Annotated in this window: 20 protein-coding genes; 6 read left to right on the top strand and 14 right to left on the bottom strand. The window is 64.7% G+C overall.

The features are described from left to right. The first annotated feature begins 8 nt into the window (after positions 1 to 8). Genes AC25M7_RS13720 through AC25M7_RS13730 form a run of 3 tightly spaced genes read left to right on the top strand, consistent with a single transcriptional unit; the run spans position 9 to position 2,724 of the window. Positions 9 to 920 (top strand): glycine betaine ABC transporter substrate-binding protein, encoded by a 912-nt coding sequence (locus AC25M7_RS13720; protein WP_088852381.1) that lies wholly within the window; start codon positions 9 to 11, stop codon positions 918 to 920. After that, complete coding sequence (locus AC25M7_RS13725; RefSeq protein WP_011532365.1) at positions 917 to 1,570, top strand: ABC transporter permease; 654 nt, start codon at positions 917 to 919, stop codon at positions 1,568 to 1,570. The genes AC25M7_RS13720 and AC25M7_RS13725 overlap by 4 nt, the downstream gene beginning before the upstream one ends. Then, positions 1,567 to 2,724, top strand: coding sequence for an osmoprotectant ABC transporter ATP-binding protein OsmV (locus AC25M7_RS13730; RefSeq protein ID WP_236247768.1), 1,158 nt, complete (start codon positions 1,567 to 1,569; stop codon positions 2,722 to 2,724). Before AC25M7_RS13725 ends, AC25M7_RS13730 begins: the two co-directional genes overlap by 4 nt. Before the next feature lie 141 nt (positions 2,725 to 2,865). Here the strand turns inward: AC25M7_RS13730 and AC25M7_RS13735 are convergent, their stop codons facing one another. From AC25M7_RS13735 to AC25M7_RS13745, 3 genes are all read right to left on the bottom strand, one after another. Then, complete coding sequence (locus AC25M7_RS13735; protein ID WP_197866781.1) at positions 2,866 to 5,280, bottom strand: TonB-dependent siderophore receptor; 2,415 nt, start codon at positions 5,278 to 5,280, stop codon at positions 2,866 to 2,868. Positions 5,281 to 5,388: 108 nt separating this feature from the next. Continuing rightward, positions 5,389 to 6,372: a FecR family protein gene (locus AC25M7_RS13740; protein ID WP_069015836.1), complete on the bottom strand. Its 984-nt coding sequence runs from the start codon at positions 6,370 to 6,372 to the stop codon at positions 5,389 to 5,391. Beyond that, the gene (locus tag AC25M7_RS13745) at positions 6,320 to 6,850 is read right to left on the bottom strand and encodes a sigma-70 family RNA polymerase sigma factor (protein WP_332108688.1); all 531 of its coding nucleotides are present in this window, start codon (positions 6,848 to 6,850) and stop codon (positions 6,320 to 6,322) included. The genes AC25M7_RS13740 and AC25M7_RS13745 overlap by 53 nt, the downstream gene beginning before the upstream one ends. Before the next feature lie 656 nt (positions 6,851 to 7,506). On the opposite strand from AC25M7_RS13745, the gene AC25M7_RS13750 reads away from it, so the two are divergent. Then, positions 7,507 to 8,670 (top strand): type III PLP-dependent enzyme, encoded by a 1,164-nt coding sequence (locus AC25M7_RS13750; RefSeq protein ID WP_028689608.1) that lies wholly within the window; start codon positions 7,507 to 7,509, stop codon positions 8,668 to 8,670. A gap of 120 nt (positions 8,671 to 8,790) precedes the next feature. Here AC25M7_RS13750 and AC25M7_RS13755 read toward each other — a convergent pair whose 3' ends face one another. Together AC25M7_RS13755 and AC25M7_RS13760 are read right to left on the bottom strand one after the other, a co-directional pair. Beyond that, the gene (locus AC25M7_RS13755) at positions 8,791 to 9,540 is read right to left on the bottom strand and encodes a tetratricopeptide repeat protein (RefSeq protein WP_486971145.1); all 750 of its coding nucleotides are present in this window, start codon (positions 9,538 to 9,540) and stop codon (positions 8,791 to 8,793) included. Positions 9,541 to 9,543: 3 nt separating this feature from the next. Beyond that, positions 9,544 to 10,224 (bottom strand): Fe2+-dependent dioxygenase, encoded by a 681-nt coding sequence (locus tag AC25M7_RS13760; RefSeq protein WP_028689606.1) that lies wholly within the window; start codon positions 10,222 to 10,224, stop codon positions 9,544 to 9,546. Positions 10,225 to 10,447: 223 nt separating this feature from the next. Here AC25M7_RS13760 and AC25M7_RS13765 point away from each other — a divergent pair, with 223 nt between their 5' ends. Beyond that, positions 10,448 to 12,685, top strand: coding sequence for a TonB-dependent receptor (locus AC25M7_RS13765; protein ID WP_028689605.1), 2,238 nt, complete (start codon positions 10,448 to 10,450; stop codon positions 12,683 to 12,685). Between the two features lie 102 nt (positions 12,686 to 12,787). Next, positions 12,788 to 15,343 (top strand): PepSY domain-containing protein, encoded by a 2,556-nt coding sequence (locus tag AC25M7_RS13770; protein WP_486971146.1) that lies wholly within the window; start codon positions 12,788 to 12,790, stop codon positions 15,341 to 15,343. A 71-nt stretch (positions 15,344 to 15,414) separates the two neighbouring features. Here the strand turns inward: AC25M7_RS13770 and AC25M7_RS13775 are convergent, their stop codons facing one another. From AC25M7_RS13775 to pilW, 9 genes are all read right to left on the bottom strand, one after another. Continuing rightward, positions 15,415 to 16,206: an amidohydrolase gene (locus AC25M7_RS13775; protein WP_182322494.1), complete on the bottom strand. Its 792-nt coding sequence runs from the start codon at positions 16,204 to 16,206 to the stop codon at positions 15,415 to 15,417. Continuing rightward, a complete protein-coding gene (locus AC25M7_RS13780; protein ID WP_486971147.1) occupies positions 16,194 to 17,342 on the bottom strand; it encodes a pyridoxal phosphate-dependent aminotransferase in 1,149 nt (382 codons plus the stop codon). Before AC25M7_RS13780 ends, AC25M7_RS13775 begins: the two co-directional genes overlap by 13 nt. A gap of 253 nt (positions 17,343 to 17,595) precedes the next feature. Then, complete coding sequence (der, locus tag AC25M7_RS13785) at positions 17,596 to 19,059, bottom strand: ribosome biogenesis GTPase Der (RefSeq protein WP_028689601.1); 1,464 nt, start codon at positions 19,057 to 19,059, stop codon at positions 17,596 to 17,598. 117 nt (positions 19,060 to 19,176) lie between these two features. Next, positions 19,177 to 20,346, bottom strand: a complete 1,170-nt coding sequence (gene bamB / locus AC25M7_RS13790) for an outer membrane protein assembly factor BamB (protein WP_088852385.1) — start codon at positions 20,344 to 20,346, stop codon at positions 19,177 to 19,179. Next, on the bottom strand, positions 20,321 to 20,962 hold the full coding sequence (locus AC25M7_RS13795) for a tetratricopeptide repeat protein (RefSeq protein WP_069015832.1): 642 nt from the start codon (positions 20,960 to 20,962) through the stop codon (positions 20,321 to 20,323). The genes bamB and AC25M7_RS13795 overlap by 26 nt, the downstream gene beginning before the upstream one ends. A 38-nt stretch (positions 20,963 to 21,000) precedes the next feature. Continuing rightward, a complete protein-coding gene (hisS, locus tag AC25M7_RS13800) occupies positions 21,001 to 22,290 on the bottom strand; it encodes a histidine--tRNA ligase (protein ID WP_028689598.1) in 1,290 nt (429 codons plus the stop codon). Positions 22,291 to 22,314: 24 nt separating this feature from the next. After that, entirely contained in the window at positions 22,315 to 23,424 is a 1,110-nt protein-coding gene (gene ispG, locus AC25M7_RS13805; protein ID WP_028689597.1) for a flavodoxin-dependent (E)-4-hydroxy-3-methylbut-2-enyl-diphosphate synthase, read from the bottom strand. 3 nt (positions 23,425 to 23,427) lie between these two features. Continuing rightward, positions 23,428 to 24,435 carry a RodZ domain-containing protein gene (locus AC25M7_RS13810; protein WP_028689596.1) on the bottom strand — a complete coding sequence of 336 codons (1,008 nt, stop codon included), beginning with the start codon at positions 24,433 to 24,435 and terminating at the stop codon, positions 23,428 to 23,430. After that, positions 24,432 to 25,193: a type IV pilus biogenesis/stability protein PilW gene (gene pilW / locus AC25M7_RS13815; protein ID WP_028689595.1), complete on the bottom strand. Its 762-nt coding sequence runs from the start codon at positions 25,191 to 25,193 to the stop codon at positions 24,432 to 24,434. The genes AC25M7_RS13810 and pilW overlap by 4 nt, the downstream gene beginning before the upstream one ends. Positions 25,194 to 25,200 lie beyond the last annotated feature (7 nt).

The following is a 25,200-nucleotide window of genomic DNA, read 5'->3' on the forward strand; positions in this document are numbered from 1 at the left end:
GGGAAACCATGAAGAAGACAATCGCCCTGTTGCTGGGCGCGGCCCTGCTATGCGCAGGCTTTGCCCAGGCGGCGGAAAAACCGCTGATCCGCATCGGCGCGCGGGTGTTCACCGAACAGACCGTGCTCGCCGAAATCACCGCCCAGTACCTGCGTGCCAACGGCTTCGATGTACGGGTGACCGCCGGCCTTGGCAGCAACATCGCCCGACAGGCCCAGGAAACCGGCCAGCTCGACCTGATGTGGGAATACACCGGCGTCTCGCTGGTGTCCTACAACCATATCGACGAGCGCATGCCCAGCGCCGCAGCCACCTACGCCCGGGTCAAGGCACTCGATGCGAAGAAAGGACTGGTCTGGCTGACTCCGTCGAAATTCAGCAACACCTATGCCCTGGGACTGCCCAGGGAGGTCGCCGCGGCCTACCCGCAGGTCAACACCATCAGCGATCTCAACCACGTGTTGCGTGACGAGCCCGACCGTCACCACCTGGTGGCCCTGGACACCGAGTTCGCCAACCGCCCCGATGGCCTGGTTGGCCTGCGCGAGATGTACGGGCTGCCCCTGGACCGGCGCAACATCCGCCAGATGGATGGCGGCCTGGTCTACACCGCGATGCGCAACAACCAAGTGTTCGCCGGCCTGGTCTACACCACCGACGGGCGCCTGGACGCATTCGATCTCAAATTGCTGGAAGACGACAAGCACTACTTCCCCGACTACACCGCGGCGCCCGTGCTGCGCAAGGCAGTACTCGACGCCCACCCGCAGCTGGCCACCCTGCTCGAGCCGCTGGCCAGTCAGCTCGACGACCAGACCATGCGCAAGCTCAACGCCCAGGTCGATGTCGAGCACCAGAGCCCGACCGTGGTCGCCGCGGCGTTCCTGCGTGAGCACTCACTCGGCGAGGTACAACCATGAACCTGCTCGACACCTTTGCCCATCTCGACTGGGCGCAAGTCCTGCAACTGACCGGGCAGCACATCACCCTGGTTGGCATCGCCGTGGGCCTGGCCATCGTCGTCGGCGTGCCGCTGGGCATCCTGATGACCCGCTTCCCGGTGTTCGCCGGCCCCCTGCAGGCCAGCGCCACGGTGCTGCTGACCATCCCCTCGATCGCCCTGTTCGGTCTGCTGCTGCCGTTCTACTCGAAGTTCGGCCAGGGCCTGGGGCCGTTGCCGGCGATCACCGCCGTGTTCCTTTATTCACTGCTGCCGATCCTGCGCAACACCTACCTGGCCCTGACCAACGTCGAACCGGGCATCCGCGAGGCGGCCCGCGGCATCGGCATGACCTTCGGCCAGCGCCTGCGCATGGTCGAGCTGCCCATCGCCGTGCCGGTGATCCTGGCCGGCGTGCGCACCGCCGTGGTGATGAACATCGGCGTGATGACCATCGCCGCGACCATCGGCGCCGGTGGCCTGGGCGTGCTCATCCTCACCGCCATCAGCCGCAGCGACATGTCGATGCTGCTGGTCGGCGCCGTGCTGGTCAGCCTGCTGGCGATCATCGCCGACCTGCTCCTGCAAACCCTGCAACGTGCCCTGACTCCGGAAGGACTGCGCCCATGATCGAACTGAAGAACCTCAGCAAGACCTTCAACGTCAACGGCAAGGACGTCAAAGCCGTCGACGCGGTAAGCCTCACCGTCAACGAGGGCGAAATCTGCGTGTTCCTCGGCCCCTCGGGCTGCGGCAAGAGCACCACGCTGAAGATGATCAACCGCCTGATCACCCCGACCTCGGGCCAGGTGTTCATCAACGGCGAAGACACCAGCGCGCTGGACGAGGTAACCCTGCGTCGTCATATCGGCTATGTGATCCAGCAGATCGGACTGTTCCCCAACATGACCATCGAGGAGAACATCACCGTGGTCCCGCGCCTGCTCGGCTGGGACAAGCAGAAATGCCACGACCGCGCTCGCGAGCTGATGCACATGATCAAGCTCGAGCCCAAGCAGTACCTGCAGCGCTACCCGCGCGAGCTCTCCGGCGGCCAGCAGCAGCGCATCGGCGTGATCCGCGCCCTGGCCGCCGAGGCGCCGGTGCTGCTGATGGACGAGCCGTTCGGCGCGGTCGACCCGATCAACCGCGAGATGATCCAGAACGAGTTCTTCGAGATGCAGCGGGCACTGAACAAGACGGTGATCATGGTCAGCCATGACATCGACGAGGCCATCAAGCTGGGCGACAAGATCGCTATCTTCCGCGCCGGCAAGTTGCTGCAGTTGGATCACCCGGACACCTTGCTGGCCCATCCGGTGGACGATTTCGTCAGTAACTTCGTCGGCCAGGACAGCACCCTGAAACGCCTGCTGCTGGTGCGCGCCGAGGATGCGGCGGACAACGCGCCAGCGTTGAGCCCGGAAACGTCGGTGAGCGAGGCGCTGGAACTGCTGGATGAGCACGATCGCCGTTATGCAGTGGTGACAGATGCCGCGAACAAGGCGCTGGGCTATGTGCGCCGGCGCGACATGCACCGACAGCACGGGACGTGTGGGGATTTCCTGCGACCGTTCAACGCCACGGCGGCGCATGACGAGCACCTGCGCATCCTGCTGTCGCGGATGTACGAGTTCAATCGGGCGTGGTTGCCGGTGCTGGATAGCGAAGGCGTGTTCCTGGGGGAGGTGACGCAGGAGTCGATTGCGGCGTACCTGAGCTCGGGCAGGTCGCGGGGCGGCAAGACCAGTATCGTGTCGCCGGCGGAGGCAGTAGTCTCCTGATGGATAGCCGGGGGCGCTTTGCGCCCCATCGCGACACAAGGCCGCTCCCACAGGTATAGCATCAGCCTCCAGGCCGGCGCAGTACCTGTGGGAGCGGCCTTGTGTCGCGATGGGGCGCGCAGCGGCCCCGGCAATCTCGAATCAGAACCCTACACTGGCCTGCACATAGAACGTGCGCGGCTCCCCCACATAGATCCCGGCATTGTTGTCGCTGGAACGCGTGAAGTACTGCTTGTCGAAGAGGTTCTTCACCCCCGCCGCCAGCTTCAGGTTCGACAGCTGCGGCCCGAAGTCATAGCCGCCACGGGCATGCCAGGTCACGTACCCCGGAATATCGCCATACTGCCCGTCGGCACTCGGCTCGGTGATGTAGTTGCCGTTGAAGCTGCCGTTGGCATTCATCCCGGTTCCCGGCGCGCGCTGCTTGGATTGGGCGTACGCGTCCAGGTTCCAGGTCCAGCGGTTGACGGCGTAACGCAGCCCGGCGGTGGCCACCTGGCGCGAGTAGAACGGCAGGTCGCGGCCCTTGAAGCCGGGGATATCACCTTCATAGGTGGCGCGAGTGTAGGTGTAGCCACCATTGACCGACAGGCCTTCCAGCCGCGGGTCGAGACCGGCCAGGTCGTAGCGCACCGAGGCCTCGATGCCCTGGTGCTTGGTCGCCCCCAGGTTGGTCCAGCCGATGTCGTTGCTGATGTACTGCAGCTCGTCGTCGAAGTCGATGTAGAACGCGGTCAACTCACCGGCAAAACCGCCGTTGTCATAGCGCGTACCCACTTCGTAGGTCTTGGCCTTCTCCGGCTCCAGGCCGTTGGCCGTGTTGTTGCCGGTACCGCCCTGGCCCAGCTGGAAGTACTGCAGGCTGCCAAACGATGTCTCGTAGTTGGCGAACAGCTTCCAGGCGTCGGACAGGTGGTACATCACGCTCAACGCCGGCAGCGGTTCGTTGCTGGTGATGCTGCGGTTCTTCTCCGGCACCGGGCGGTAGTTGGCGTCCAGCACCGGGCGATCGCGCCAGTCGGTGTTGATGTGCTCGAAGCGGATGCCCGGGGTGATGGTCCAGTTGCCGACGTCGATCTTGTCATCGATGTAATAGGCGCTGGCCTCGGTGCCGCCGCTGCGGTCCTGGAACACATGACCGTCGGAGGTCGGGGTGACAGTGGGCACGTTGTCGACCAGGGCCAGGCGCGTGGACTGCTCGCGCATGGCTTCCTTCAAGTAGCGATACCCGACGCTGACTTCCTGGGTGGTCGGGCCGACGAAGAAGATCCGCGACAGGCGTGGCTCGATGGCGAAGGTGTGGTAGTTGCGCGGGTACGACGACAGGGTCTTCATGTCGCGCGCGGCGATGGCGCTGCCCCGGAAGCTGTCGGTGTAGTAGGTCAGCACCTCGAACTGGGTGGCGTCGTCGATCTGCCGCAGCCACTTGAACGACACGTCCTTGCGCCGGCCACTGAAATAGTCGTAGTCGCGCACCGACTGGAAGGGATCGTGGTCGTACTGGGCCTGGGCCAGGCCACCGGGCATGTCGGCACGGCCGTCGTAGTAGTGGAAGTTGAGCCAGAACTCGTCGACATCGGTCGGCGCCCAGTGAGTCTTGAGCATCACGTCGTCGATATCGTTGTCGTTGTTGCTGCTGCGGTAGCCGTCGCCGTTCACACCGGTATACAGCAACGCCACGCCCATGCCGTTGTCGGCGGTGCCGCCGACGAAGGCCGACTCGGTGTGCTTCCAGCCGCCATGGCGGGAAGTCTCCAGGGTGGTGGACAACTCGCCGGAGGCCTTCTCGGGAATCGCCCGGGTCACGAAGTTGATCACCCCGCCGACGTTCTGCGGGCCATAGCGCACGGAACCGGCGCCGCGCACCACGTCGATGCTGTCGAGGTTGCCCGAGGAGATCGGCGCCATCGACAGCTGCGGCTGGCCGTAAGGGGCGAAGGCCGCCGGGATGCCGTCGATCAGCACGGTCGAGCGCGGCGACAGGCGCGAGGTAAGACCACGCACGCCGACGTTCAGCGACAGGTCGCTGCCGCCGGTGCCGTTGGAGTCCTGCACCTGCACGCCGGGGATGCCGCGCAGGGCATCGCGCACGTTCATCGTGCCCTTCTCCACCATCGCTTCGCGACGCACCACGGTACGAGCACCGGGATGATTCTGCACCACGCTCTGCTGGGCGTCGCCCAGCCAGTCACCAACCACTTTCACATCGGTGGGCGCCAGCTCCAGGCTGCCGGTGGTCAGGGTGCCGGCGGCCTGGACCGGCTTGACCACCACGGTGTCCGCGGACTGCTCGAAGGTCAGCCCGCTGCCTTGCAGCAGTTGCTGCAGGGCCTGCTCCGGCGCCAGGTTGCCGGACACCGCCGGGGCCTGCTTGCCGTCCACCAGTTCGGGGCTGAAGAACAGCTGCAGGTGGGTCTGCTGACCCAGTTGCTTGAGTGCGCCCGCCAATGGCTGGGCCTGGATCTGGATGCTGTCGGCGTAGCTGGTGCCGGCGGCGCTGACCGCCAGGGCCAGCGCCAGGCGGCGCAGCTGGAGAAGGGGCTTATTGTTGTTCACGTCTTCGAGGGGTCCTGAGAGTCGGGATAAACGCCAACCGCATGCAAATGGAAATGCTTGGCAGTTGCAGCTGGCGGGGAAGACGAACGAACGGAAAAAAACCTGAATTTATTTCAAAATAATTTCGCTGGAGCCATCCGGACGGGTCTTCACCTGCACCGGCAGGATGCTCGGCAGTGCGCGCAACAGTGCGTCCGGATCGTCGGTGCTAAAGGTGCTCGACAGCCGCAGCGCGGCGGCCTTGCCGGGTGCCACATGCAGCGGCTGGGCGCGGTAACGGGAGACTTCCACCACCACCTCGCTCAGCGGCGCGTTGTCGAACACCAGCTTGCCCTGGCGCCAGGCGGTCACGGCATTGGCGTCGACGGCATAGGGCGCGGCGACCTTGCCCTGGGCGTCGATGTGCGAACCCTGGCCGGCGCCGAGCAGCGCCAGCGACTCGGCCGCGCCCTGCACCTTCACCGAACCCTGTTCCACCGCCACGCGGGTGCTGCTCAAGTCCTGGCGCACATCGAAGCGGGTGCCGGTGACGGTGACTTCACCCTGAGCGGTGCTCACCACGAATGGCCGGCCACTGTCGTGGGCGACGATGAACATCGCCTCGCCCGCCTCCAGGCGCACATGGCGACGCCCCGCAGAGAACATCACCTGCACCTGGGTGGCACTGTTGAGTTCCAGCTTTGATCCGTCCGGCAGTTCAACCTGACGCCGCTCGCCATGGGCCGTGCTCAACGTGTCCTGATGGTTGAGCTGCTGGTACTGCCAACCTGTCCAGCCCAGCCCCAGCGCGGCCACTGCTACACCGGCCGCCAAGGCCTGGCGCAGCAGGTGGCGGCGCGCAAGCGGGCGCGCCGGCTCGGGCTGGCACAGCGCTTCGAGGCGTTGTCGGGGGATGAAATCGGCGGCGCGCCACAGCTGTACCAGGCGCTGATACTCCTCGCGATGACGTGGGTGCTCCGCCAGCCAGGCCTGCAAGGCCTGCTGCACGGCGCTGTCATGCGGCGCCTCCTGGGCCCGGGCGAACCAGCTGGCCGCCTGCTCACCCACGGGGTCGGGCGCGTGCTGTCTGAACAATGGGGTCTCCTGACTCATCTGGCCGACAGTGCTCACGCAGGTGTCGGAGCGTGCGGATCATATACTTTTCGACCATGTTCTTGGTCAAACCCATGCGCTCGGCGATCTCGGCCTGGGTCAGGCCCTCGAGTTTCTGCCAGATGAACACCCGGCGGCAGTTGAGCGGCAACTCGGCCAACGCCCGCTCGACGCTGTCGGCCAGTTCCAGGGCTTGCACGTAGGCCTCCGGGTCGCTGCCATTGGCGGCGCCGTCGGCGAACGCCTCAAGTTCCAGTGCCTGGCGAAGGTCCTCGCGGCGAAAGCCATCGACGGCAATGTTGCGGGCGGTCTGGTGCAGGTAGGCACGCGGCTGCTCGACCTGCTCGCTCGGGTTTTCCAGAACCCGGACAAAGGCGTCGTGGGTGAGGTCCTCGGCCTGCTGACGACTGCGCAACTTGCGCGTCCAGGTGCCGATCAGCTCATGGTAGTGGTCGAGAAAGCCTTTGTGTCCGGACACGTTCGGGGTCGTCAGGGAGGCAGATGAGGTCGCGAATAGTAATGCTTCTCATAAATGACGGCAATTGGCCCTGCCTTGAGCCGACCAAGGGTGGTTTCCAGTGTCGGTAACAAAAAATTTATGACGAATTCAAAAAAAATGACGGGCGTCACACCGTGGCCATAAATATGAACACTCTCCGGAAAAAGCCCGTTCACCACACAACTCCGACAAACGGTCTTCTGCCGATTCTTCGGCTCTTTCTCGGCGAAAGCCAGCCAACATGCAAAGAACCCAGCTTTCAGCCGTTCGCGACCAGATCGCCACCTATTCCACAATTTTTAACGCTTACGGCCTTTTCCGGAACATCCATGCCACGCACCGGTCGGTAATTGCAGCGGTGGAGCGTCGATACACGACGAACACCCCGGACCTGCCTGTTGATCTTGCGGTTTTCACATCCTAAAGTGCGCGCCGAACGTCCATGCTGGAAACGATCCATCCGGCTCAAGTACTGACGACGAGACAGCAAGGTCACCCGCCGCCCTTTCCCGGCACGGTTGACCTTTTTGCTTTCGGCGACATGCCTTGGGAAGTAGGCGAACCAAAGTGGGGATACGGAGGACGTTCAGTGTGCTGCCACTTATCTTTTCAGTTTGCCCATGGAGCCCTTGAGCATGTCGATCCAGGTCGAAGACTACTTTGCGCGTGACACCTTCCAGAAGATGAAGGCGTTCGCCGACAAGCAGGAAACCCCGTTCGTACTCATCGATACCCAGATGATCAGCCAGGCCTATGACGACCTGCGCGCCGGTTTCGAATTCGCCAAGGTCTACTACGCGGTCAAGGCCAACCCGGCGGTCGAGATCATCGACCTGCTCAAGGAGAAAGGCTCGAGCTTCGACATCGCCTCGATCTACGAGCTGGACAAGGTGCTGGGCCGTGGCGTCAGCCCCGACCGTATCAGCTACGGCAACACCATCAAGAAGTCCAAGGACATCCGCTACTTCTTCGAGAAAGGCGTGCGCCTGTACGCCACCGACTCCGAAGCCGACCTGCGCAACATTGCCAAGGCCGCGCCGGGCTCGAAGGTCTATGTGCGCATCCTCACCGAAGGTTCCACCACCGCCGACTGGCCGCTGTCGCGCAAGTTCGGCTGCCAGACCGACATGGCCATGGACCTGCTGATCCTCGCCCGCGACCTGGGCCTGGTGCCTTACGGCATCTCCTTCCACGTCGGCTCCCAGCAGCGCGACATCAGCGTGTGGGACGCGGCCATCGCCAAGGTCAAGGTGATCTTCGAGCGCCTGAAGGAAGAAGACGGCATCGAACTGAAGCTGATCAACATGGGCGGTGGCTTCCCGGCCAACTACATCACCCGTACCAACAGCCTCGAGACCTACGCCGAGGAAATCATCCGCTTCCTCAAGGAAGACTTCGGCGACGACCTGCCGGAAATCATCCTCGAGCCTGGCCGCTCGCTGATCGCCAACGCCGGCATCCTGGTCAGTGAAGTGGTGCTGGTGGCGCGCAAGTCGCGCACCGCGGTCGAGCGCTGGATCTACACCGACGTGGGCAAGTTCTCCGGCCTGATCGAAACCATGGACGAGGCGATCAAGTTCCCGATCTGGACCGAGAAGAAAGGCGAGACCGAGGAAGTGGTGATCGCCGGACCGACCTGCGACAGCGCCGACATCATGTACGAGAACTACAAGTACGGCCTGCCGCTGAACCTAGCGATCGGCGATCGCCTGTACTGGCTGTCCACCGGTGCCTACACCACCAGCTACAGCGCGGTGGAGTTCAACGGCTTCCCGCCGCTGAAAGCCTACTACCTGTAATGCACAACGGGGCCGCAAGGCCCCGTTTTCAATTCCATCGCGGGGCAAGCCCGCTCCCACGCCTGTGGTGAAGACCCGTGGGAGCGGGCTTGCCCCGCGATATGACCGGAACGGACATACTCAAGTACCGCGCAGTTCGATCTCTTCGGCATAGCGCGCCGCATGGGCCATCAGCGCCGGCCCCGCCCCCTGCAACGTCACCAGCGCACTGCGCAGGAAATTCAGGTTGCCCTCGACCCTGGCCCGTTCCAGCCATGGCCCGGCCTCCCCGATCTCCCCCCGCTCGGCCAGCACCAGCGCCAGGCTGAACATCCCGCGAAAATCCCCGGCCTCGGCCGAACGCCGACACCAGCGCACGGCCCGGGCAGGGCTTGGCGCGGTGGCAATGCCCTGCTCCAGGTAGCGCCCATACAGGTTCATCGACTTGGCATGCCCCAGCTGTGCGGCTTTCTCGTAGCACATCAACGCCTGGGCCTGGTCGGCCGGCACCCCGCGCCCGGTGGCCAGCAGGTTGGCCAGGTTGTACATCCCCCAGTCCAGGCCGGCGTCGGCCGCACGGGCATAGTGAATGGCCGACTGCGCCAGATCCACCTCGCCACCCCAACCGTGCTCCAGGCACCGGCCGAGCATGTTGTGCGCCATGGCGCTGCCGCCCTGGGCGGCGATGGCGAACCAACGGCGGGCCACACCGGCATCTTCTTCGATACCGCGCCCATCGAGCAGGATCTGCCCGAGCAGCAACTGCGCCTCGACCACCCCCTGCCCCGCCGCCGCGAGGATCGCCTGGGCGGCCTGACCCGGGCTGTGTTCGAGCATCGCCTGCAACCCGGCCACATCCACCACATCCTCACGACGCAACTGATAGGACACGGCTCAGACCTCGGCCCAGCGGCGCAGCAGGTTGTGATAGGTGCCGGTCAGTTGCAGCAGCGACGGATGCTCGGGCACATCGGCAGTGAGCTGGCGGACCGCGTTGTCCATCTCGAACAGCAAGGTGCGCTGGCTGTCTTCGCGCACCAGGCTCTGGGTCCAGAAGAACGCCGCATAGCGCGCACCGCGGGTGACCGGGTTGACCTTGTGCAGGCTGGTGCCGGGGTACAGCACCATGTCGCCGGCGGCCAGCTTGACCTCGCGCACGCCATAGGTGTCCTGGATCACCAGTTCGCCGCCGTCGTAGCTGTCCGGATCGCTGAGGAACAGCGTCGAGGACAGGTCGGTGCGCACCCGCTCCGGGCTGCCCTTGGGCTGGCGCAGGGCGTTGTCGATGTGGAAATCGAAATTGCCCCCTTCGCGGTAGCAGTTGATCAGCGGCGGGAACACCTTGTGCGGCAGCGCCGCCGACATGAACAACGGGTTGCGCCACAGCCGCTCGATCAGCGCACTGCCAATCTCCTTGGCCAGCGCATGGCCCTCGGGCAACTGCAGGTTGTGTTTGGCCTTGGCCGACTGGTACCCCGCGGTGATCTTGCCGTCGGCCCAGTCGGCCTGCTCCAGGGCCTCGCGGATGCGCGAGATCTCATCGGCGTCGAACAGCCCGGGAATGTGAAGCAGCATGGCGGCGGCACCAGATATGACCATAGGAGCGTCAATGATATTGATTCACTTTTACCTACCACAAGCCCCTTTATTCATGGCACGACGGATGAGACCGCAAAAACCGTAAGGCAAAATTGTAAAGAATGTAAATTTCTGGCGAATGGTAACGCTTCTCAATTGTTCCTTACATTCGCTTACATTAACATCCGCGGCCTTCATACCTTGGGGAAGGTCTACAACAATGCGTCACGTGCCATCTGCTGTGAGTTCACCACGTCTGCTCGCCTCCGCCATCGGCGTTGCCGTCACCGCCGCCGCTTCACAAGGGGCGCTGGCTGCCGAGCAGAGCACGGATGCCGTCATCTCGCTGGACGCCACCAGCGTGAATGCGACGCAGGATGCCACCACCTACAAGTCGGACACGGCCAGCTCGAAGAAGTACACGGCTCCCCTGCGTGAAACGCCGAAGAGTGTCACTGTCATCCCGCAGCAGGTCATCCGTGACACCGGGGCTACCACCCTGGTGGACGCATTGCGCACGACCCCAGGCATCACCTTCGGTGCGGGCGAGGGCGGCAACCCCGCAGGTGATCGACCGATCATCCGCGGCTTCAATGCCGAAAGCGATGTGTTCGTCGACGGCATGCGTGATGTCGCCTCGCAAAGCCGCGAAATTTTCAACGTCGAGTCGGTCGAAGTGAGCAAAGGCCCCGGTTCGGCCTTTACCGGCGCCGGCTCCACTGGCGGCAGTCTGAACCTGGTCACCAAGACTGCAAAATTGGGTGATGCTTACAATGGCGGCTTCACCTGGGGCAGCGACCAGACCAAGCGCACGACCCTGGACCTGAACAAGCAGTTGACCGACAGCTCGGCCTTTCGCCTGAACCTGATGAAGCACGAGGCCAATGTCGCCGGTCGTGACGATGTGGATGTCAGTCGCTGGGGCGTTGCCCCCTCCTTTGCCTTCGGCCTGGGCACCGATACCCGGGTCACGGTGGGTTACTACCATCTCAAGACCGACGATATGCCGGACTACGGCATCCCGCTGAACCGCAGTGCCACGCGCAGCAAGTACAACGTGGACGGGCCGGCACATGTCGATCGCGACAACTTCTATGGCCTGAACGGTCGCGACTATCGCAAGACCAGCAACGACAGTGGCACCTTGCGCATCGAACATGACCTGAACGACAACCTGACACTGTCCAACAGCTTGCGCATGTCGCGCTCGACGCTCGACTACATCGTCACCAACCCTGATGACAGCAAGGGCAACGTTGCCAACGGCACAGTCTATCGCTCCACCAAGAACCGCAACTCCACCTCCAAGGGTTGGGTCAACCAGACCGACCTGAGTGCCAAGTTCAACACAGGCTTCATCGAACACAGCCTGGTCACTGGCCTGGAGTTCACCTACAGCGACACCCACAACCGTGGCTATGTGATCACCTCCGCCGCGGGAACCGGCACGACCTGCAACCCCGCGCTGCTCGCCTCCGGCGATTGCACCAGCCTGTACGATCCCTCCCCGGACGATAGCTGGTCGGGCACCATCACCGACAGTCCGGCCTACACCGACACCGACACCAAGACCAGCGCCGCCTATGTCTTCGACACCCTCACGTTCAATGAACAGTGGTCGCTGAACCTCGGCCTGCGCTACGACGACTACCAGACCAAGTCCAGCGGCTACAGCACCGGCGGTCGAGGCTCGGTGGCCGGCGACTTCTCCCGTGAAAACAATGCGCACCTGTGGAACTACCAAGTGGGTGTGGTCTACAAGCCCCTGCCAAACGGCAGCGTCTACGCGGCCTGGTCGACGTCCAGCAACCCGTCGGGTGAATCCAGCGGCAACGGTGGCCTGGAACTGGCCGCCAACAACAGCAATCTTGATCCGGAACGCAATCGCAACTACGAAATAGGCACCAAGTGGGACTTCTTCGACGAGAACCTCTCGCTCACTGCCGCACTGTTCCGTACCGACAAGACCAACGCACGGGTCACCGACCCTGACAATGCGACGTACCAGGTGCTCGATGGTGAGCAGCGAGTCCAGGGGCTGGAGCTGACCTACGCCGGTAACCTGACCAGCAAGTGGAAGGTCTACGGCGGTTACACCTACATGGAGAGCGAGATCGTCAAGACCACCACGGCAGCGAACCAAGGCAACCATATGCCGAGTACGCCGCGGAACAACTTCACCTTCTGGTCGACCTACGACATCGTGCCGCAGCTGACCCTCGGTGCTGGCGCGACCTTCGTCGACGCCCGCTTCGGTGACGAGGCGAACTCCGTCGAAGTACCGTCCTACTGGCGCTACGATGCCATGGCGACCTATCGCCTGACCAAGAATGTGGACCTGCAGCTGAACCTGCAGAACCTGACGGACAAACGCTACTTCGACCAGGTGTTCTCGACCCACTACGCCCATGTGGCCGCTGGCCGCACTGCCTTGATGAGCGCCAACTTCCACTTCTGATGCAGCAGCACCAGGCCCCGTTCATTCGCTTGAACGGGGCTTTTGCGTATCAAGGCATAATGCACGCCGCGCAGTCCCTGGCGGCAATACAAGGTAATCGATGTGGTGAAGAAGACGCTGTTCCAATTGCACTGGTTCCTTGGCATCACCGCCGGCCTGGTGCTGGCGCTGATGGGCATGACCGGCGCGATCTGGTCCTTCCAGGAAGAACTGCTGCGGGCATTCAACGCCGAGGTACTGAAGGTCGAGATCCGCCAGGAAGGCGTGCTGGCGCCGGCCGAACTGGTGCGCCGGGTCGAGGCCGCGCAAGGCGACAAGGTCTCCATGCTCTGGGTCGATACCCGCGAGGGCAACGCCGCGCGAATCTTCTTTACCCCCGCCCCCGGCGAGCGCCGTGGCGCGCTGCGCTACGCCGACCCGTACACCGGCGAGCTCAAGGGTGACGTGGCTGGCCTGGGCTTCTTCAACCTCATGCTCAACCTGCACCGGTTCCTGGCCATGGGCGACACAGGCCGGCAGATCACCGGCGCCTGCACCTTGATGCTGATTTTCTTCTGCCTCTCGGGGCTGTACCTGCGCTGGCCGCGCAAGGCACTGGACTGGCGGGCCTGGCTGACGCTGGACTGGGCGAAGAAAGGCCGCGCCTTCAACTGGGACCTGCACGCGGTATTCGGCACCTGGTGCCTGCTGTTCTACCTGCTGTTCGCCCTGACCGGGCTGTTCTGGTCCTACCAATGGTACCGCGAAGGCCTCAATCGCCTGCTGGCCGACCAACCCGCGGCCGGCGAGCAGAAGCGTGGCGAAGGTCGCGGCGGTCGCCATGGCCCGACCAGGGTGGACAAGAACGCCCCGCCTCTTGTTGTCGATTACGATGCCATCTGGACCAATCTCAAGGCCGCCGCAGGCCCCGGCCTGTCCACCTACAACCTGCGCCTGCCGCCGGCCGGCGGGCAACCGGCGACCCTGTTCTACCTGCTGCAAGGCGCCGACCACGAGCGCGCCCTGAACACCCTCACCCTCGACCCGGCCACCGGCCAGGTCAAACGTCACGAGCGTTACACCGACAAGTCGTTCAAGGCCCAGTTGCTGCAGAGCGTCTACGCTCTGCACGTGGGCAGCTACTTCGGCCTGCCGGGGCGAATCATCGTCACCCTCGCCAGCCTGACCATGCCGCTGTTCTTCGTCACCGGCTGGCTGCTGTACCTCGACCGTCGACGCAAGAAGCGTCAGGTTCGCGCCGCACGTGGCGCGGTGGCCCCTCAGGCCAATGACGGAGATAGCTGGTTGATCGGCTTCGCCAGCCAGAGCGGCTTCGCCGAACAGCTGGCCTGGCAGAGCGCCGGCCAACTTCAATCCGCCGGCTTGTCGGTGCAGGTACGCCCGCTGGCCGAATTGGGCGAAACCGAATTGCGCCAGGCCAACCGAGCACTGTTCGTGGTCAGCACCTTCGGCGACGGGGAAGCTCCGGACAGCGCCCGTGGCTTCGAGCGCAAGGTCCTCGGCCAAGCCTGGCCGCTGGATCACCTGGACTACGCCCTGCTGGCCCTGGGCGACCGCCAGTACCCGCACTTCTGCGGCTTCGCCCGCCGACTCCAGGCCTGGCTCGGCGAACGTGGCGCCACCTGCGCCTTCAGCCCGGTTGAGGTGGACAACGCCGACCCCGCCGCCCTGCGGTTGTGGCAACAGGCGCTGACGCACCTGACCGGCGCCCGCCCGGTCGCCGCCTGGCAGCCGCCAAGCTTCGGCAACTGGCGCCTGTCGCGCCGCGATCAGCTCAACCCCGGCAGCCAGGGGGCGCCGGTGTACCTGTTGGGCCTGCAGGCAGAAGCGCCCGCAACCTGGGAGGCCGGTGACCTGATCGAAATCCTGCCACGCAACGGCCAGCCCCGTGTCGATGCCTTCCTTGCCGGCCTGGGCCTTGACCCAGGCAGCCCGGTGCAGCTCGACGGCCTGCAGGAAACCCTGGCGCAGGCCCTGGCCAGCCGCCAGTTGCCGGTCAGCCGCGAACACCTGATCGGCCTGCATGCCCAGGCACTGGTCGACGCACTGATACCGCTCACCGCCCGTGAATACTCGATTGCCTCCATCGCCAGCGATGGCGTGCTGGAGCTGATCGTGCGCCAGGAGCGCCACGCCGATGGCAACCTGGGCCTGGGCTCCGGCTGGCTGACCGAATACCTGCCGCTGGAAGGCAGCGTCAGCGCGCGCCTGCGTCGCAACAGCGGTTTCCACCTGCCCGTCGAATCGGCGCCCTTGGTGCTGATCGGCAATGGTACCGGCCTGGCCGGTCTGCGCAGCCTGCTAAAGGCCCGCATTGCTGGAGGCGAGCAACGCAACTGGCTGCTGTTCGGCGAACGCAACCGGGCGCACGATCTGCTGTGCGGCGAGGAGCTGCAGGGCTGGGTGGAAAGCGGCGACCTGCAACGGCTGGACCTGGCGTTTTCGCGGGACCAGGCGCAGAAGATCTATGTGCAGGACGTGCTGTTGCAGCAGGCCGCCGAGTTCAAGCGCTGGATCGAGGATGGCGCTTGCGTGTATGTCTGCGGCAGCCTGCAAGGCATGGCGGCCGGGGTGGATGCGGCGTTGCAGGGGATGCTGGGCGAGGCTGTCGTACAGCAGTTGATCGAGGACGGGCGATACCGGCGAGATGTGTACTGAAGCCTGAAAGCATCGCGGGGCCAGCCCGCTCCCACGATACCGTGGGAGCGGGCTGGCCCCGCGATTGGCCCTTAATGCAGATCGAAGGTATCGGCATCCAGGTTCGCCGGGAACCGCGCCCGATACGCCGCCAGCTCCGCCGCCCGCAACACCACGGTGAACACCCCGTCGGCCTCGCCCGCGCTGAGCAGGTTCTCGCCCTGGAAGTCCAGCACCTGGCTGTCGCCGGAGTAGGCGAAGCCCTTGCCATCGGTGCCGACCCGGTTCACCGCCGCGACGAAGCACAGGTTCTCGATGCCGCGCGCCGGCAGCAGGCGGTTCCAGTGCAGGCGCCGCGCCGCCGGCCAGTTGGCGGTGTACAGCAGCAGGTCGGTGTCCTGGGCGTCACGGCTCCACACCGGGAAGCGCAGGTCGTAGCAGATCAACGGGCGGATCCGCCAACCTTTGAGCTCGAACTGCACCTGGCGCTCGCCAGGAGTGTAGTGCTTGTGCTCGCCGGCCATGCGGAACAGGTGACGCTTGTCGTAGTGCAGGATCTCGCCGTCGGGCCGTGCCCACAGCAGGCGGTTGCGGTGGCTGCCGTCAGCGGCCTGGATGATCACGCTGCCGGTGATCACCGCGTTGGCTTTCTTCGCCTGGGCCTTGAGCCACTTGTAGGTCGGGCCGTTTTCCGGCTCCGCCAGGCTTTCGGACTCCATCGAAAAACCGGTGGTGAACATTTCCGGCAGGACCACCAGGTCCACCTCGCCGGCCTGGCCGATCAGCTCCTCGAAGTGCGCGTAGTTGGCCTCGCGGTCGTGCCAGGCCAGGGTGGTCTGCACCAGGGCGATTTTCAGGTTCGGCAGTTGGCTCAGATCGCGCATAGTTTCTCCGCTGCCTGGCGCAGCGTCTCCTCGCGTTTGGCAAAGCACAGGCGCACCAGGCGTTGCTCGGGGATGGGTTGCTGGTAGAACACCGACACCGGGATGCTGGCCACGCCATGCTCACGGGTCAGCCACAGGGCCATGTCGACATCGTTCAGGTCGGGGCGGATCTGCGAATAGTCCACCAGCTGGAAGTAAGTGCCCGGGGTGCGGGTGAAAGTGAAGCGCGAGGCCTGCAGCAAATCGCAGAACAGGTCGCGCTTGGCCTGGTAGAAGGCCGGTAGCTCGTCGATGTGCTCGGGGTGCTCGGCCATGAAGTCGGCCAGGGCGCACTGCAAGGGAGTCACGCCACAGAAGTTGACGTACTGGTGCACCTTGCGCAATTCGGCGCTGAGCGCCGGTGGCGCAACCACGTAACCGGTTTTCCAGCCGGTGACGTGATAGGTCTTGCCAAACGAGCTGATGACGAAGGCTCTGCTGTACAGCTGCGCGTGGGCCAGCACGCTGGCGTGGCGCACGCCATCGTAGATCAGGTGCTCATAGACTTCGTCGCTGATCAGATAGATATCGCGGTTGCCGATCAACGCGGCCAACTGGTCCAGGTCTTCGCGTCTGATCAAGGCGCCGCTGGGGTTGTGCGGCGAATTGAGGATGACCATGCGCGTGCGCGGACTCAGGGCGTCGCTGAACCTCTGCCAGTCGATGCTGAAGCTGCCGTCGCGCAGCGGCACATGCACGCAGCGGCCACCGGCCAGCTCCACCGATGGCTCATAGCTGTCGTAGCTGGGGTCGAAGACGATCACCTCGTCACCGGGGTGGATCACCGCCTGGATGGCGCAGAAGATCGCCTCGGTGGCGCCCGGGGTAATGGTCACCTCGTGATCGGCATCCACTGCCACGCCATACAGCCGGGCGATCTTGGCTGCAACCTGCTGGCGCAGGGCTGGCAGGCCGGTCATCGGCGAATACTGGTTGTGCCCGGCGGCCACATGCCGGCCAACGGCATCGAGCAGGGCCTGGGGTCCATTGAAGTCAGGGAAGCCCTGGGACAGGTTGAGCGCACCGGTCTGCATGGCCAGTTGCGACATGGTGGTAAAGATGGTCGTGCCGACGTTCGGCAGTTTGCTGCGGATCATGGAGCCCTCTTTCCTGGGGTTTGTCCGGCACGGGGTTGGGTCCGAGCATAGCGGATCAAGCAGTCAGGAAAAAGGTTGAAACAATAGGGGGATTGCGGTGGGTCAATCGTTGCAACCCAACAGCAGAATGAAGCGTGGGAGCGGCGGTGCGCCGATGCGACTTGCCCCGCGATGAGATCAGATCAGGCAGTCAACTGACCTGAACACTCTCATCGCGGGGCCCCTCCCAACGAGGGTTCTGCAAGCGTTGTTACTAACGCTTGTCGCGGCGCTTCTTCTCGGCCTTCTTGTGGTGCGACATCAAGCGGCGCTTTTTGTTGACCTGGCGATCGGTGAGGGTGTTCTTCTTGCCCTCGAACGGGTTGTCACCGCCCTTGTACTCGATGCGGATCGGCGTGCCGACCAGCTTGAGCACCCGGCGGTAGGTGTTCTCCAGGTAGCGCGAGTACGAGTTGGGGATCTTGTCGGTCTGGTTGCCGTGGATCACGATCAGCGGCGGGTTGGCGCCACCAAGGTGGGCATAGCGCAGCTTGATGCGGCGACCGTTGACCAACGGCGGCTGGTGCACGCTGATGGCGTCTTCGAGGATCTGCGTCAGGCGGCTGGTCGGCCAGCGGGTGACCGCCGACTTGAACGCGGCCTGCACCGACTTGTACAGGTGGCCCACGCCGGTGCCGTGCAGCGCCGAGATGAAGTGGATGTCGGCGAAGTCGACGAAGAACAGCCGGCGTTCCAGCTCGGTCTTCACGTAGTCGCGCTCGCCCGGCTCCATGCCGTCCCACTTGTTCAGGGCGATGACCACGGCGCGGCCGGCGTCCAGGGCGAAGCCCAGCAGGTTGAGGTCGTGGTCGACCACGCCTTCGCGGGCGTCCATGACGAAGATCACCACGTTGGCGTCCTTGATCGCCTGCAGGGTCTTCACCACCGAGAACTTCTCGACTTCCTCGTGGATCTTGCCGCGCTTGCGCACGCCAGCGGTGTCGATGAAGGTGTACTTCTCGCCATCACGCTCGAACGGGATGTAGATACTGTCGCGGGTGGTGCCCGGCTGGTCGTACACCACCACGCGCTCCTCGCCGAGCATGCGGTTGACCAGGGTCGACTTGCCGACGTTGGGGCGGCCGATGATGGCGATCTTGATGCCGTCTTTCTCGCTCGGGCCGGGAATGCGCGTGGCTTCCTCGCCTTCGGCGACATCCTCTTCGAGGGCTTCTTCCTCGGGGTCACGGGGAATATGGCCGAGCAGCGATTCCATCAGGGCGTTGATGCCGCGGCCCTGGGAGCCCGCCACCGGGATGGCGTTGCCCATGCCCAGCGGCGAGAACTCGGCGCGGGCGATATCGGGATCGATGTTGTCGATCTTGTTGGCGACCAGGATCGCTTCCTTGTTCCGCTTGCGCAGGTGATCGGCGATCATCTGGTCGGCGGCGGTCATGCCGGCGCGGGCATCGACCAGGAACAGCACGTAGTCGGCTTCCTCGATGGCCATCAGCGACTGCTCGGCCATCTTCTCGTCCATGCCGACTTCGTCACCGGTGATACCACCGGTGTCGATCAGGATGTAGGAACGACCTTGCCAGCTGGCATCGCCGTACTGGCGGTCACGGGTCAGGCCCGACAGGTCGCCGACGATGGCGTCGCGGGTCTTGGTCAGGCGGTTGAACATGGTGGATTTACCGACGTTCGGCCGGCCCACCAGGGCGATTACGGGAACCATGCGGCTCTCCACTCTTGAATTCTTGAAAATGCAAAGGCCGCTGCAAGGCAGCGGCCGGAGTTCGGGCGGCGCTTCATGCGCCGCGGCCTGAGCCCGCGAGCGAGCTCAAGCATAGCTTCAGCGGATGGTCAGTGCCTCGAGCTTGCCGCTGTTGCCGAAGACGTAGATGGTGTCGCCGACCACCAGGGGTCGGGCGCGCAGGCCATCGCTGTCGATACGCTCACGGCCGACGAAGCGGCCATCGACCTGGCTGAGCAGGTGCAGGTAACCCTCGAAGTCGCCCACCGCCACGTAGCTGGAGAACACTTCCGGCGCCGACAGCTGACGGCGGGCCATCGAATCGTTGCTCCACAGCGAGCTGGAAGAACGCTCGTCGACGCTCTGCACGGTACCCGACGCTTCGCTCACGTAGACGTTGCCGAAGCCTTGAGCGACACCCACATAGCTGGAAGCATCGCGCTGCCACAGCACGCGGCCGCTTTCCAGGTCCAGGCCGGCGACGCGGCCCTGGTAGGTGCTGACGTAGAGGGTGCCACCGGACAGCAGCAGGCCGCCGTCGATGTCCACCACACGGTCCAGCTCGGAACGGCCCTGCGGAATCGCCACGCGGCTCTCCCACACCGGCACGCCGTTGCTGATATCGACCGCCACCACCTTGCCGGTGGACAGGCCGGCCACGGCCAGGCGGTTGGTCACCACCGGCGCGCCGGTGCCGCGCAGGGTCAGCACGGCAGGGCTGTTCTCGTAGATCCAGCGACGGTCGCCGGTGGCGGCGTCGAAGCCGACCAGACGGTCGTCCTGGGTCTGTACCACCACCACGTCACCGTTGTTGGCGGGCGGCGCCAGCACTTCGCTGCTGACGCGCGAGCGCCAGCGCTCCTCGCCGGTGCTGGAATCCAGGGCGATGACCTCGCCCTTGAGGGTCCCCAGCATGACCAGGCCGTAGCCCACGCCCACCGCGCCGGATACCGGCAGCTCGAGGTCCTTCTTCCACACCACGTCGCCGGTGATGCGGTTCAGCGCGAAGACCTCGCCGTTGACGTCGGAGGCGTAGATGCGGTCGTTCTCGATGGCCGGCACCAGGGTGTTGTAGGTCTCGCCCTGGCCGTCACCGATCGAACGGCTCCACTGCTTCTTCAGCACCACTTCCTCGGTGAACTTGGTCAGCTCGGCCGGGGGCAGTTCCTTCTTGCTGTTGCTGCTGCAACCCGCCGCCAGCACGGCGAGGGTGAGCACTGCTGCTTGTTTCCAACCCTTCACTTCAGGCGTCCCCTTTGGCCAGGTCATCCAGCTTCAGTTGCAGGCCACCGATCGCGGCGTCGTCGGACAGCGCGGCCTTGGCTTTTTCGTAGGCGCTGTGCGCGTCGTCGGCGCGGCCCAGCTGTACCAGCAGGTCGCCCTTGAGTTCTTCGCGGCTGGCCAGGAAGGCCTTGTCGGTATCGCCCTCGAGCAGCTTGAGCGCGTCCTCGGCCTTGTCCTGGGCCGCGAGCACGCGGGCCAGACGCTGGCGCGAGATCTCGCCGAGGGTGGCGTCGGCCGGCTTGTCCAGCACGCCCTTGAGCTCGCTGGCCGCATCGTCCAGCTTGCCGCTTTCGACCGCGACCTTGGCCACGAACAGGCTGCCGTACTGGGCGTAGGCGGTGCCGCCGAACTCGCTCTTGAGCTTGCCGGACAGCTCGGCGACCTTGCTCGCGTCGGGCTTGCCGTCAGGCGTCAACGAGGTTTCCAGCAGCGCCTGGTACAGCGCCGAGGCGCCCTGGGACTGGTTGGCCTGATACTTGTGCCAGGTCTGCCAGCCCAACACCACCACGCCAGCCAGCAGGGCGCCGGTCAGCAGCGGCTTGCCGTTGCGGTTCCACCAGTCCTTGGCTGCAGCCAGGCTCTCATCATCGGTACTCGACACCCCAATACTCCTATTCGCCTATTCGTTGTCAGACCGCGTCACGCCTGGGCGATCGCGGTTTCCAGGTGCGCGGCAAGCGCATCCCAGGCAATGTTCTGTTGTTCGCCCTGGCCACGCAGGGGCTTCAGACCGATCTGCTGCTTCTCGAGCTCGTCGTCACCCAGAATCAGCGCGAACAACGCGCCGCTCTTGTCGGCCTTCTTGAACTGGCTCTTGAAGCTGCCGCCACCGGCATTGACCGCCAGGCGCAGGCCCGGCAGGCGATCGCGCAGGCTTTCGCTCAGGCGCAGGCCGGCCAACTCAGCCGGCTCGCCGAAGGCGCACAGGTAGACGTCGATGGTGCGGCTGATCGACTCGGGCACCTTGCCCAGGGTCTCCAGCAGCAGGATCAGGCGCTCGATGCCCATGGCGAAACCGACGCCCGGGGTCGGCTTGCCGCCCATCTGCTCGACCAGGCCGTCATAACGACCACCGGCGCAGACGGTACCCTGGGCGCCGAGCTTGTCGGTGACCCACTCGAACACGGTCTTGCTGTAGTAGTCCAGGCCACGCACCAGCTTGGTATTGATCACGAACGGAATGCCGGCGGCGTCGAGGCGGGCCTTCAGGCCCTCGAAGTGCACGCGGGACTCTTCGTCCAGGTAGTCTTCCAACTTCGGCGCGCCGACCAGCACCGCCTGGGTGTTCGCATCCTTGCTGTCGAGGATGCGCAGCGGGTTGCTTTTCAGGCGGCGCTGGCTGTCCTCGTCCAGTTGCTCGAGGCGGGCCGAGAGGAACTCGACCAGCGCGTCGCGATAGCGGGCGCGGGCTTCGCTGGTGCCCAGGCTGTTGAGCTGCAGCTCGACCGCGTCCTGGATGCCCAGCAGGCCCCACAGGCGCCAGGTCAGCATGATCAGTTCGGCGTCGACGTCCGGGCCATCGAGGTTGAACACCTCAACACCGATCTGGTGGAACTGGCGGTAGCGGCCCTTCTGCGGACGCTCGTGACGGAACATCTGGCCGATGTACCAGAGTTTCTGCACCTGGCCGTTGCCGGTGATGCCGTGCTCGAGCACGGCACGCACGCAGGCTGCGGTGCCTTCGGGGCGCAGGGTGAGCGAGTCGCCGTTGCGGTCCTCGAAGGTGTACATTTCCTTCTCGACGATATCGGTGACTTCACCGATCGAGCGCTTGAACAGCTCGGTGAACTCGACGATCGGCGTGCGGATCTGGCTGTAGCCGTAGCTGTCCAGCAAGCCGGCCACGGTGCCCTCGAAATAGCGCCACAGCGGCGACTGGTCGGGCAGGATGTCGTTCATGCCACGGATGGCTTGCAGCGATTTGCTCACGAGTAGTCCTTACGAATCTGTGTCTCAGCCGCGGGCGATCAGCGCCGCGTCGGCCTCGGCCTTCTCGGCCGCTTTCTGGCGGATGAGCTTTTCCAGCTCGTCGACCAGGTTGTCGTTGTTCAGCTTCTGCGATGGCTTGCCATCGATGTAGACCAGGTTCGGCGTGCCGCCGGTCAGGCCCACGTGCGATTCCTTGGCCTCGCCCGGACCGTTGACCACGCAACCGATCACCGCCACGTCCAGCGGTACCAGCAGGTCCTCCAGGCGCCCTTCCAGTTCGTTCATGGTCTTGACCACATCGAAGTTCTGCCGCGAGCAGCTCGGGCAGGCGATGAAGTTGATGCCACGGGAACGCAGGTGCAGCGACTTGAGGATGTCGTAGCCGACCTTCACTTCCTCGACCGGATCGGCGGCCAGGGAGATGCGGATGGTGTCACCGATGCCTTCGGCCAGCAGCATACCTAGGCCGACGGCGGATTTCACCGTCCCCGAGCGCAGGCCGCCGGCTTCGGTGATCCCCAGGTGCAGCGGCTGGATGATCTGCTTGGCCAGCAGGCGGTAGGCCTCGACGGCCATGAACACGTCGGAGGCCTTGACGCTGACCTTGAAGTCCTGGAAATCCAGGCGGTCGAGGTGCTCGACATGGCGCAGCGCCGACTCGACCAACGCCGCCGGGGTGGGCTCGCCGTACTTCTTCTGCAGGTCCTTTTCCAGGGAACCGGCGTTGACGCCGATACGGATCGGGATGCCGCGGTCGCGGGCCGCGTCGACCACGGCGCGCACACGGTCCTCACGGCCGATGTTGCCCGGGTTGATGCGCAGGCAGTCGACGCCAAGCTCAGCCACGCGCAGGGCGATCTTGTAGTCGAAGTGGATGTCGGCGACCAGCGGCACACTGACCAGTTTCTTGATGCGGCCGAACGCCTCGGCGGCGTCCATGTCTGGCACCGAGACACGCACGATGTCCACGCCGGCATCGACCAGGCGCTGGATCTGCGCCACGGTGGCGGCGACATCGTTGGTGTCGGTGTTGGTCATGCTCTGCACCGCGATGGGCGCATCACCACCCACCGGCACATTGCCGACCCAGATTTTGCGGGATTCGCGACGTTTGATCGGAGATTCGCCGTGCATGACTTACTGTCCCAACTTCAGGCGAGCGGTTTCGCCACTGGTGAACGGGGCGACATCGACCGCCTGGCCGTTGTAGCTCACCTGGGCGCCGCGGGCGAAGCCCAGGCGCACCGCGAACGGTGGCTTGCCGGTCAGTTCCAGGCTGTCGCCCTTGCGCTTGATGGCGCTGAACAGCACCTTGCCGTTGCCGTCGGTGACCTGGGTCCAGCAATCGGCGGTGAATTGGATATGGACCTTGGCACTGCCGGCCGGGGCCGGTGCGGCATCAACGGGCGCAGCTGCTGCGGTCGGCGCGACAGGAGCGGCTGGCGCTGCCGCAACAGGCGCGGCAACCGGTGCCACGGGAGCGACGGCGGTCGGCGCGGCGCTGGTGGCTGGCGCGGCGGGTGTCACGGCCGCAACTGGCGCCTGGGCCTCGGCGACCGGCGCCTGCTCGGTAGCGTTAGGTTCCAGTGGCAGAGCCTGGCCCTCGGGCTGCTGGCCCTCGCTCACGGCCTGGTCTTCCGGCTCGTCCAGCGGATGAATCTGCGTGGTGCCGTCGGCGCTCTCGACTTCGACATGCTCCAGGGCGATCTTGGCCAAGTCCTTGCCGCGCAGGCTGCTCTGGTCCTGCCACCAGAAGAAGCCACCGCCGACCACCGCGACCAGCAGCAACAGGCTGACCACCCGCAGGATATTGTGCGACAGCCGCACCGGCTCTTCGATGCGACCGAGGGCGTGCACTTCGCTGCCCTGGGCGTGGGTGCCGGTGATCTGGTCGAAGGCCTCGACCAGGGGCGCCTGGTCCATGTCCATCAGCTTGGCGTAGGCGCGGATATAGCCACGGGCGAAGGTGTGCCCGGGCAGCTTGTCGAAGGCGCCGTTTTCCAGGTTGTTCAGCGAAGATACCGTGAGGTTGAGCTTGCGAGCGACCTCGGCCTGGCTCCATTCGCGCTTTTCGCGGGCCTGGCGCAAGACATCACCGGGGTTCTGGCGAGTCGCTGCTGCTACTTCAGTGTGCGCGGCTTTCATCGTTGCTCCGACAGGTATTGCTGATATTCCGGCGTACCGGGATAAAGTCGTTGTAATTGCTGGCCCAAACGGGTCGCGGTGCCCTGTTCGTCGAGGGCGATTGCCAGGCGATGGCCCAGCAGCAGGCTGCGGGCATCCTGGTCGCTCAGCTGGCTGAATCGATCGTAGTAATCCCGGGCCGGCACATAATGCCTGTTTTCGTAGGACAACTCAGCCATTTCGAGCAATGCCCTCGGTTGCCGCCGATTGAGCCGAAGGGCTTTTTCCAGGTAGACACGCGCCTGCTCACCCTGCCCCAGCTTCAAGGCGGTGAGCCCCAGGTTCTCGTACACGCGGGAACGCTCAGGATACAGGGTATCGGCGACAGCCTGGAGGAACATCGCCCGGGCCTCGTCGAAACGGCCCTGAGCATATAGGAAACTGCCGTAGTTGTTGCGGATTCGTGTGTCATCCGGGCGGATGGCCAAGGCCTTGGCAAAGTGCTCGCCGGCAAGTACCGGCTCATCCTCGGCCTGGAACACCAGGGCCAGTGCCGCATGGGCCTCGCCGTCACGAGCGTCCAGGGCCAAGGCCTTGCCCAGCGGCGCCTTGGCGCGCTCAGTTAAACCTTGTTGCAAATACCCCAGCCCCAACTGCACGTAGGCTTGCCCCGCCGCCTCACGCCCCTGGCGGCTGGCCAGAGGGTCACCCGCGCCGCCGGACACGCAGCCGGCCAGCAGCGAAAGCGTCAGGATCGACAGCGCGGCGCGCAGGCTCATGGGGCAG

Source organism: Pseudomonas sp. P106(2024) (assembly GCF_057480815.1).